Below are 9,119 nucleotides of genomic sequence, written 5' to 3' on the forward strand. Positions count from 1 at the left end.
CCGCCAGGCCTTCGAGGTCGACGACGCGCAGCAGCGGGGTGGTCGGCGTCTCGACCCAGAGCAGCTTTGTCTCAGAGCGGATCGCACTCTCGACGGCGGCGAGATCGGTGAAGTCGGCGAAGCTGACCTGCAGGCCGGCGGAACGCTTGCGCACCCGCTCCATGAGCCGGAACGAGCCGCCATAGATGTCGTCGGTGGCCACCACATGGACGCCGGCGTCGAAAAGCTCCAGCACCGTGGCTATCGCGGCCAGGCCTGAGGCGAAGGCGAAGGCCGCGGGGCCGCTTTCGAGGTCGGCGAAGGCCCGTTCGAAGGCGAAGCGCGTCGGGTTCTGGCTGCGAGCATACTCAAAACCCTTGTGCACGCCGGGTGACTGCTGGCCATAGGTGGAGGTGGCGTAGATCGGCACCATCACCGCGCCGGTCAGTGGATCGTGGCTCTGGCCGCCATGGATGGTGCGAGTGGAAAAGGCCAGGCGGTTCTTGCCGTTCGAAGTCATTTTGCGCGACGCCTCAGATGGTTGATCAGGTCGATACGGGTGATCAGGCCGATGAATTCGTCGCCCTCGAAGACGATGGCGACCTCGTTGCGGTCGAAGACGGGGAGCAGCGCGTCGAGCGTCTGGCTGGCCTGCAGCGTGTGCAGGTTCGAGGTCATGGCCGTGCGCACCGGGGCGTTGAAGCGATCCCAGCGGCCGTCATAGGGGCCGTCGACCTTGGCCAGGATATCGCTCTCGTCGACGATGCCGACGAGCTTGCCGTCATCCAGCACCGGTAGCTGCGAGACATCGGAGCGGCGCATGCGGCCATAGGCGTTGAGCAGGGTTTCCTCGGGGCCAACGGTCACGATGTCACCAGTGCGCGGCGAGCGCATGACGAGGTCGCGCAGGTCGCCATGCTGCTCTTGGTCGGCCAAGCCCTGCTCGGCGAGCCAGATGTCGTCGAAGACCTTCGACAGATATTTGTTGCCGCTGTCGCAGACGAGGGTGACCACGCGTTTGGCCGTCGTCTGATCGCGGCAGTAGCGCAGTGCCGCCGACAGAAGCGTGCCGGAGGACGAGCCGGCCAGGATGCCTTCCTTGGACAGCAGGTCGCGCACCGCCAGCATGCTCTGCTTGTCGGGGATGGAATAGGCTTTCTTGACCAGCGACAGATCGGCATTGGGCGGCACGAAATCCTCGCCGATGCCTTCGACGGTCCAGCTGCCGGCCTCTGTCATCTTGCCGGTCTTGATCAACGGCGCCAGCACCGAGCCGACCGGATCGGCAAGCACCATCTCGGTCTTCGGCGAATGCTTCGCGAAAAAGCGGCCGACACCGGTGAGCGTGCCGCCGGAACCGACGCCGACCACCATCGCGTCGACATCGCCTTCGAGTTGCGAAAAGATTTCCGGGCCGGTGGTGCTTTCGTGCGCCAGCGGATTGGCGGGATTGGCGAACTGGTTGGCATAGAAGGCGCCGGGAATTTCGGCGGCGATCTTCTCGGCCATGTCCTGGTAATATTCGGGATGGCCCTTGCCGACATCGGAGCGGGTCATGCGCACCTCGGCGCCCAAAGCGCGCAGATGCTGGATCTTCTCGCGCGACATCTTGTCGGGCACGACGAGGATGATGCGGTAGCCCTTGGGAATGCCGACCTGGGCGAGGCCGAGGCCGGTGTTGCCGGCGGTGGCCTCGACGATGGTGCCGCCGCGCTTCAGCCTGCCATCCTTCTCGGCGGCCGCGATCATCGACAGCGCGATGCGGTCCTTGATCGAGCCACCGGGGTTCTGGCTCTCGAGCTTGATGAACAGCCGGCACTTGCCGGTATCGAATTTGGTGAGCTCGACCACCGGTGTCTGGCCGATCAGGTCGAGCACGGAGGCGTAAGGCGGACGCAACCGCGACAAAGCGCTTTCCGCGCCGTCCGGCGCCGCTTTCCTGTGCACGCTCATCTCGGACCCTCCATGGGAAGCAGTTCCGACGGGATCGGCCGTCACCAGTCTGCGCATGATGGCTGCCGAACTCCATGCCGGGTTCGCAGATCACACGCTGTTGTCTTTTCCAGCCCTTTCCATCCGGAAAGAAGATAGATCGTGCCATTCCGGCGACGAGTGGCGGAATGGAATTTCACGGGCGGCGCAGCACACCGCCTCTAAATGTTGAAAGCCGGCGGGACAGCGCCCCCTCTGTCCTGCCGGACATCTCCCCCACAAGGGGGGAGATTGGAGCTCGACCCTTGGCGCCCTTGCTTGCAAATGTTGGCGATTGGCGAAAGCCGACGCGACATCTGATCTCCCCACCTGTGGGGGAGATGGCCGGCAGGCCAGAGGGGGCGCCGTAGAGCGCCGACCTCAGCAGAAATTTCACCCCAGCAACTGCTTGCTGAGCTTCGCGCGTTGCGCGCGGATGTAGGGATGGCGTCGATCTCGAAGAGGTGCCCGGCGTCAGCGGTCCGACGGCGGGAGTCTGCGCGCGTCGCTTCGACCGTCCAACCGGACGCGCGGCGCCGTCTTGCCGGTCGGATCAAACGCGCGGGCGGTTTGCCCAACGGAGGCCGATCAGCGCCAGTAAATTCCTGATCAGTCGCATCGGCGAGATCCCCGCGCGAAGTCGATCCTTCACCGGAACGCGCGCGCAGTAAAGGAGCAGAAGGAAGCGAAGCGATCGTTTCCTCTTTTACTTGCGCCCCGAGGGCCCCTCCTACTCGGGACTTCCTGCAAAACCGGGTCGGTCTCCATGAAGAATACGCTGGCGCTCGCGGGAGATGTCATGACAAACTGTTTCGCGGCGACTCCAAACGTGTGCCTTTGCCATGGAACCGCCAGACGCTTGCCGCATTTCATGCCTCATTCGGCACTTACGGCGGGGTGTCTATAACGGAGCCCACCCCTAAAAGATGAATAAAACCAACCGCACCGCGCTTGTCGCGGCAACGATCGCGACTGGCCTGATGGCTGGCGCCTCTTCCGCCTCTTCAGCCGCCGCACAATGCGGCCGCGCTTCCTGGTACGCGCTGCATTCCAGAACCGCCTCCGGCGAGCGCATGAACCCCGCCGCGCTGACTGCAGCGCACCGCAGCTTGCCGTTCGGCACCAAGCTCAGGGTCACCAACAAGAACAACGGCCGCAGCGTCGTCGTGCGCATCAACGATCGCGGCCCGTTCGTCCGGGGCCGCGTGCTCGACCTCTCCCGCGGCGCCGCCACCCAGCTCGGCTTCATCGGCTCGGGCCACACCGCAGTCTGCATGGCGCGCGTTTAAGATGTCGATGTCCGGCAAGAGGGAGCCGGACATATTTCCTACACATTGCGGCAGCGCACAGTGAGCCGGCTCCGCCATACGTGACGAGTTTTCAACAGTTTGGACCAAAGCAGCATTCGTCACGGCAATTGACGTATTGCATCGCAACAATATCTTGTTAACCTCACTGCGAGACATTCAAGGCTCGGCGCTGCTCGTCGGCCCTTTGGTCGTCAGGCAGCAGCGGGGTTCTTGATGTTCTACCAGCTCTACGAACTGAACCATGCGGCGCTGCAGCCCGCCCGCCTTTACGCAGATGCGGTGCGGTTCTTCTATTCCAACCCGCTCAATCCGGTTTCGCATACGGCGCTCGGACGCTCGGTCGCGGCAGCCGCGGAACTCTTCGAGCGCACGACGCGCCGCTACGGCAAGCCTGAATTCGGCCTGACCAAGGCGGTGGTCGACTGGAAGAGCGTCGACGTCGCCGAACGAACCGTGTGGTCGAAGCCGTTCTGCAACCTCGTCCGCTTCGAGCGCCAGCTTCCCGCGGGCCGCAAGCCCGATCCGAAGCTACTGATCGTGGCGCCGATGTCCGGCCATTATGCGACGCTGCTGCGCGGCACGGTCGAGGCGATGCTTCCTCACGCCGACGTGCACATCACCGACTGGGTCGACGCCCGCATGGTCCCGCTGTCGCAGGGCAGCTTCGATCTCGACGACTATATCGACTATGTCATCGAGATGTTCCACGCGCTTGGTCCCGATACCCATGTGATGGCAGTCTGCCAGCCCTCGGTGCCGGTGTTGGGGGCGGTGGCGCTGATGGAAAAGCGCGGCGACCCCTTCGTGCCGTCAACCATGACGCTGATGGGCGGGCCGATCGATACCCGCCGCAATCCGACCGCGGTCAATCTGCTCGCCGGGGAAAAGGGCACCGACTGGTTTCGCGAGAACGTCATCATGCAGGCGCCCTGGCCGGTGCCCGGATTCGGCCGCGATGTCTATCCCGGCTTCCTGCAGCTTTCGGGCTTCATGAGCATGAATCTCGATCGCCACATCATCGCCCACAAGGACTTCTTCATGCACCTTGTGAAAAACGACGGCGACAGCGCCGAGAAGCACCGTGACTTCTATGACGAATATCTGGCGGTGATGGACCTGACGGCGGAGTTCTACCTGCAGACGGTCGATACGGTGTTCGTCCGCCACGCCTTGCCGAAGGGCGAGATGACGCATCGCGGCGAGGCCGTCGATCCCCAGGCGATCCGCAACGTCGCGCTGTTCACCGTCGAGGGCGAGAACGACGACATTTCCGGGCTCGGCCAGACCCAGGCCGCGCATGAGCTTTGCGTGAACGTTCCGGCCGACCGGCAAGCCCACTACATGCAGCCGGCCGTCGGCCATTACGGCGTCTTCAACGGCTCGCGGTTCCGGTCGGAGATCGTGCCGCGCATTCTGGACTTCATCTCCAGCTACGGCCGCCAGACCCGCCTGGCGGCGAAGCCGAAGCTGGTCCGTTCCGCCAAGAGCTGAGCGGGAAGCGGACGCGGCTCGGCGCCGCTCAAAGCGCGTGACCTTTCCGTGGAACCAATGTTCAGGGCTGACCGGCGTCCCGACGCCGCTGTTGCCAAACTGCCGCTATGCGGGCCTGGCGGGTAACCATGCCACCAAACTAGCCGTTGTCTTCAATTGACACGGACTGTAAATCCCCCTTAACGTTTCGTTAATAAACAAGGGCGGACCCCGGGGGACAATGACTTCCTCACCGATGGCGCGGATGCTGCGTTTGTGTGCAGTCGCAGGGCTGGCGATCTCGGCCCACTGGGCGGTTCCGGCATGGGCTGCCGGCGCCATGGCCACCGGCGGCCTGACCTCGCAGCCGATCGGACATTATGATTTCTGCAAGACGCATCCGAGCGAATGCAACATTCGCCCGGCCAATCTCGCGCCGGCCAAGCTGACCGATGCTCTGTGGCGCAAGCTGATCAACGTGACCGCCAGGGTCAACGCCGCCGTCAAGCCGATGAGCGATCTCGACAATTACGGCAAGGACGAGGTCTGGACCTATCCGGACAACGGCTTTGGCGACTGCGAGGACTATGTGCTGGAGAAGCGGCGCCAGCTCTACCGCATGGGCATCTCGCTTGCGGATCTCTTGATCACCGTAGTGCGCAAGCCCGACGGCGAAGGCCATTCCGTGCTGACGGTGCGCACCGATAAGGGTGACTACATCCTCGACAATTTGACCGATAAGGTCCAAGCCTGGGATGAGACCGGCTACCGTTATCTCAAGCGCCAGGCGATCGACAACACCGGCCGCTGGGTGTCGATCCGCGATGGCCAGCAGCTGCTGGTCGGCTCGGTGCAGTAGATCTCGGGACCTACCTTCTCAGCGCCGCACGAATCGACGCGCTGAGGCGGCGCAGCTCCGCCTCGTCCAGCTTCTCGATGCTCTCGGCCAGAAGATTGGCCAGTTCGGTCGCGGCCGGCGACAGGCCCGACGTATCGATCCTGACCCGTGGATGCGAGGTTTCGGCGAGGCGGGCAAGGTCCTCGGCGTCGTCCCAGATGATGTTGAAATAGCCGATGATCTTCTGGATCAGCGTCCAGGTCGGCGCGCCGCGGCGGCCATGCTCGAGCGCCGACAGATAGGCGGCGCTGACGCCGATGGCCTGCGCCATCGCCTTCTGGCTGACGCCGCGCTCGGCGCGCAGCGCCCTCAGCCTTTCGCCGAACGGGGTCACAGTTGCGTCCTCATGGCCGGCGTCCTCATGCGCGCGTCCGCCTGAGCCGCACATAGAGCGCGCCCGAGCCGCCATGGTTGCGGGCGGCGTGATCGTGGCTCGAGACCAGGTGCCGGAAAGCCGGGGTCGACAGCCAGTGCGGCACCGAGCGGCGCAGGATGCCGTCGCCGCCGGACGATGAGCCCTTGCCGGTGATGACCAGCACATAGCGGATGCCGCCGGCATGGGCGCGGTGCAGGAAGGTGAGGAGCAGCGAATAGGCCTCGTCCTGCGTCATGCCGTGCAGATCGACTCTGCCCTCGATCGGCAGCCGGCCTTTTTTCAGTTTCTCGTGGGTCTGGTCGTCAAGCGAATGCGCGACGTGCTGCGGCTTCGGCTTCGCGGCAGCGGCGGGAACGCCGTTGGCGGGCGTGGGCGCCGGCGCCGGCGTCGGCTCGACAATATCGGGAATCTCGACCGCGGCCTTGCCTTTGAGGGGCCGCGTCGTGCGCGCCACCAGGTTCCAGAGGATGCGATCGTCGTCGCTCAGCGTGTCGTGGCGGCGGTTCACGCGTACCCCCTATCGACCAGCCCGCGCGGAACCAGCGCATAGAAGTCGGCGGCGTTGCGCACGACGCCGGCGATCTCGCCCGCGGCATCGCCCGAGCCGGCGAAGAGATCGCCTCGCGCCGCTCCGGTGATGGCCGAGCCGGTGTCCTGTGCGATCATCAGCCGCCGGAACGGTTTTCCGCCGAAGGCGGTGAGCGTCGGCGCAACAATATAGAAGGGCGTGCCGAAGGTGTGCAGCAGCCGGTCGACGGCGACCGAGCGGCCGGCCGTCAGCGGCACCTTGGCGGCGGCAATGGGACCGAGCTCCGGGTCGTCGACCGGCGCCTCACGAAAGAAGATGTAGGAGCGGTTCTGCCAGAGGATCTCGTCGACCCGCTCAGGATGCGCCTTGAACCAGGCGCGGATCGACTGCATCGTCACTTTTTCCAGCGGGATTTCGCCGGTCTCGCTCAAGATCCTGCCCGGCCCGGTGAAGCGCTGGCCGGATTTTGCGGCATAGGTGACGCGGCAGAGCCGACCATCGGCCATCTTCAGCCGCGCCGCTCCCTGCACATGGATGAAGAAGGCATCGACCTTGTCGGCGAGCCAGGCAATCTCGAGGTTCCGCCCGGACAGCGCGCCGCGCTCGATGGCGCCGCGATCGAAATATTCGACCGGACCTGTCGTCGTCGCGCGCGCGAAGGCGAGATAGGGATCCATTCCGAGGGGGCGATTTTTATCGTCGATGTCGACCAGATCGGCGGGACGGGAGAGCAGCGGCACCGTGAACCGCTCCGTCCTCACCGGCGAGGCCTCGACCTCGGGCTCGTAGAAGCCGGTGACGAGGCCGGCGCCGCCGCCGGCCGCCACCAAAGCGGGAGCGAAATGGCGCTCGAAGAAGGACCGCGCCTCCGACCGGTTCGCCGGCGAAACGGAGCGCGCCTCAGTATAGGCCTCGGCGAAAGCGGCGAACGCGACGCCGAGCGAACCGGTTCGATAGGGCTTGGTCAGTACGTGGAAAGCCGAACGTTTGAACGCCGCGAAGGCGGCGAGGTGATCATCCTCGTCCCAGCCGGGCAGGTCGCCGAAGGATTTTTCCTTGAATGCCGAAGACAGCGACATGACAGCCGCCACTAGAGCCGGATGATTTCAGGCCGGATCGACCTGAAATCTGAATCCGGCTCCAAATTGAAGAGATGGAGCATGATGGCGTCCGAAAACCGCTCCACACTTTTCGGCATCATGCTCTAGGTCAATCTTCTTCTTCCGTGGCGACCAGCTTCCAGTTCGGATCACGCGACCGGGTATCGCGGAAGAAGGTCCAGACGTCCTTGACCTCGGCGACTTTTTCCGGATCGCCGTCGATGACGGCGCCGACCTTGTCGCGGGTCGCCGAGATCAGCTCGCTGACGATGCGCAGCGTGATATGCGCCTCGGTGCCCTTCATCTCGGCGGCGACGACATCGACCTTGTCGATGCCGACGAAGGAAGACTGGATCTTTTCCGCTTTCGCCTCGCGCTCGCCGATCGCGGCGACGAAGCTGTCATAGACCTCGCGCGACAACAGGTTCTTCAGCGTTTTGCGGTCGCCGTCGGCAAAGGCCATGACGATCATCTCGTAGGCCATCTTGGCGCCGTCGATAAAGGTCTTGGGATCGAAGGACGGATCGTTGTCCTTGATCGCGCGCAGGCCTTTGTTGAGATCGCTGTCCGGCTTGGCGAAAGCGTCGATCGCGGCATAGGTCTCCGCCGCCGGTTCCCCCGGCATGCGCTTGCGCGGCAGCGACACCACATTCTCGGACTTCTGCGCCGCATCCTGCTCGCGCGTGCGGCTTGCCGAATAAGGATCGAAGGGCGGGCGTTCGTTTCCGGTGCGACGGCCCAGCACGTTGCGAAGCTGGAAGAAGATCACAACCGCCGCAATCAAAAAGAAAATCGTGCCGAAGTCGAAGAAACCCATATCTTCCGCCAATTCGATCCCTGTCCAGGCCGGACCACCAGAGCCCCTAGAATGGCGGCGGTCGCATAGCGTTCATTACCCAAAGCATATAGAACGGCGGGCGCAATCATTCAAATCAAAGCCAGCCATACCTATCTAAAGGTCCCAGTGCCAGCGGCGATTTCCCGCGAGGCCCGCAAAAGAAGAAAGCGACCGGTCTCAATTTGCGCATTTCGTTCATTCCCCTGTTCCTGCTCCTGCTGCCGCTTCTGGAGATCGCCGGCTTCGTCATCGTCGGCCGTGAAGTCGGCGCTTTGGCGACGATCGGGCTCGTCATCCTCTCCACCATTGCCGGCAGCCTCCTGCTTCGGCACCAGGGATTCGGCGTGATGGCGCGGGTGCGGACGGAAATGGATGCCGGGCGCGATCCAAGCCGCCAACTCGCGCATGGCGCGATGATCGTGCTGGCGGCACTCCTGCTCATCATTCCGGGCTTCATCACCGACATTGTCGCCATCCTGCTGCTCCTGCCGCCGGTGCGCGATCTTGCCTGGCGCCTGCTCAAGAACCGCATCGTGATGGCGACCAGCTTCAGCAGCGGCTTTTCGGCCCGCCGCCGCGACAGGGTCATCGATCTCGATGACAGCGACTTTTCGCGCCAGGACGACTACAAGCGCGGGCCGGATCACA

Annotated in this window: 10 protein-coding genes; 4 read left to right on the plus strand and 6 right to left on the minus strand. The window is 64.1% G+C overall.

The genetic code is table 11. The features are described 5' to 3' along the window. A partial coding sequence (locus EOA60_RS08480) for a PLP-dependent transferase (protein WP_206628110.1) occupies positions 1–499 on the minus strand: 499 nt, incomplete at its 3' end. Continuing rightward, positions 496–1,932 carry a pyridoxal-phosphate dependent enzyme gene (locus tag EOA60_RS08485; protein ID WP_095825102.1) on the minus strand — a complete coding sequence of 479 codons (1,437 nt, stop codon included), beginning with the start codon at positions 1,930–1,932 and terminating at the stop codon, positions 496–498. The genes EOA60_RS08485 and EOA60_RS08480, both read right to left, overlap by 4 nt. A 944-nt stretch (positions 1,933–2,876) precedes the next feature. On the opposite strand from EOA60_RS08485, the gene EOA60_RS08495 reads away from it, so the two are divergent. The 3 genes from EOA60_RS08495 to EOA60_RS08505 all read left to right on the plus strand — a co-directional run bounded on the left by EOA60_RS08495 (position 2,877) and on the right by EOA60_RS08505 (position 5,589). Next, the gene (locus EOA60_RS08495; protein WP_095825103.1) at positions 2,877–3,239 is read left to right on the plus strand and encodes a septal ring lytic transglycosylase RlpA family protein; all 363 of its coding nucleotides are present in this window, start codon (positions 2,877–2,879) and stop codon (positions 3,237–3,239) included. A 234-nt stretch (positions 3,240–3,473) separates the two neighbouring features. Then, positions 3,474–4,751, plus strand: coding sequence for a polyhydroxyalkanoate depolymerase (locus EOA60_RS08500; protein ID WP_095825104.1), 1,278 nt, complete (start codon positions 3,474–3,476; stop codon positions 4,749–4,751). A 220-nt stretch (positions 4,752–4,971) separates the two neighbouring features. Continuing rightward, positions 4,972–5,589, plus strand: a complete 618-nt coding sequence (locus tag EOA60_RS08505; protein WP_067323497.1) for a transglutaminase-like cysteine peptidase — start codon at positions 4,972–4,974, stop codon at positions 5,587–5,589. Positions 5,590–5,599: 10 nt separating this feature from the next. On the opposite strand, the gene EOA60_RS08510 is transcribed toward EOA60_RS08505, so the two are convergent. The 4 genes from EOA60_RS08510 to EOA60_RS08525 all read right to left on the minus strand — a co-directional run bounded on the left by EOA60_RS08510 (position 5,600) and on the right by EOA60_RS08525 (position 8,450). Next, positions 5,600–5,962 carry a helix-turn-helix transcriptional regulator gene (locus tag EOA60_RS08510; RefSeq protein ID WP_066991880.1) on the minus strand — a complete coding sequence of 121 codons (363 nt, stop codon included), beginning with the start codon at positions 5,960–5,962 and terminating at the stop codon, positions 5,600–5,602. 25 nt (positions 5,963–5,987) lie between these two features. Next, positions 5,988–6,512 (minus strand): Smr/MutS family protein, encoded by a 525-nt coding sequence (locus EOA60_RS08515; protein WP_095799549.1) that lies wholly within the window; start codon positions 6,510–6,512, stop codon positions 5,988–5,990. Next, the gene (locus tag EOA60_RS08520; protein ID WP_095825206.1) at positions 6,509–7,612 is read right to left on the minus strand and encodes a murein transglycosylase A; all 1,104 of its coding nucleotides are present in this window, start codon (positions 7,610–7,612) and stop codon (positions 6,509–6,511) included. Before EOA60_RS08520 ends, EOA60_RS08515 begins: the two co-directional genes overlap by 4 nt. A 130-nt stretch (positions 7,613–7,742) precedes the next feature. Continuing rightward, a complete protein-coding gene (locus EOA60_RS08525; protein ID WP_066991466.1) occupies positions 7,743–8,450 on the minus strand; it encodes a Tim44/TimA family putative adaptor protein in 708 nt (235 codons plus the stop codon). A 203-nt stretch (positions 8,451–8,653) separates the two neighbouring features. Here EOA60_RS08525 and EOA60_RS08530 point away from each other — a divergent pair. Then, positions 8,654–9,119 (plus strand): FxsA family protein (locus EOA60_RS08530; RefSeq protein ID WP_128311241.1); only part of this gene is annotated, 466 nt, incomplete at its 3' end.

The organism is Mesorhizobium sp. M1A.F.Ca.IN.020.06.1.1 (assembly GCF_004023265.1).
In the GTDB taxonomy this organism is placed as follows: domain Bacteria; phylum Pseudomonadota; class Alphaproteobacteria; order Rhizobiales; family Rhizobiaceae; genus Mesorhizobium.

What these genes read in the sequence shown, in the direction of transcription:
- EOA60_RS08485 (WP_095825102.1), bottom strand. Translation starts at nt 1,932, where the DNA reads ATGAGCGTGCACAGGAAAGCGGCGCCGGACGGCGCGGAAAGCGCTTTG.
- EOA60_RS08495 (WP_095825103.1), top strand. Translation starts at nt 2,877, where the DNA reads ATGAATAAAACCAACCGCACCGCGCTTGTCGCGGCAACGATCGCGACT.
- EOA60_RS08500 (WP_095825104.1), top strand. Translation starts at nt 3,474, where the DNA reads ATGTTCTACCAGCTCTACGAACTGAACCATGCGGCGCTGCAGCCCGCC.
- EOA60_RS08505 (WP_067323497.1), top strand. Translation starts at nt 4,972, where the DNA reads ATGACTTCCTCACCGATGGCGCGGATGCTGCGTTTGTGTGCAGTCGCA.
- EOA60_RS08520 (WP_095825206.1), bottom strand. Translation starts at nt 7,612, where the DNA reads ATGTCGCTGTCTTCGGCATTCAAGGAAAAATCCTTCGGCGACCTGCCC.
- EOA60_RS08525 (WP_066991466.1), bottom strand. Translation starts at nt 8,450, where the DNA reads ATGGGTTTCTTCGACTTCGGCACGATTTTCTTTTTGATTGCGGCGGTT.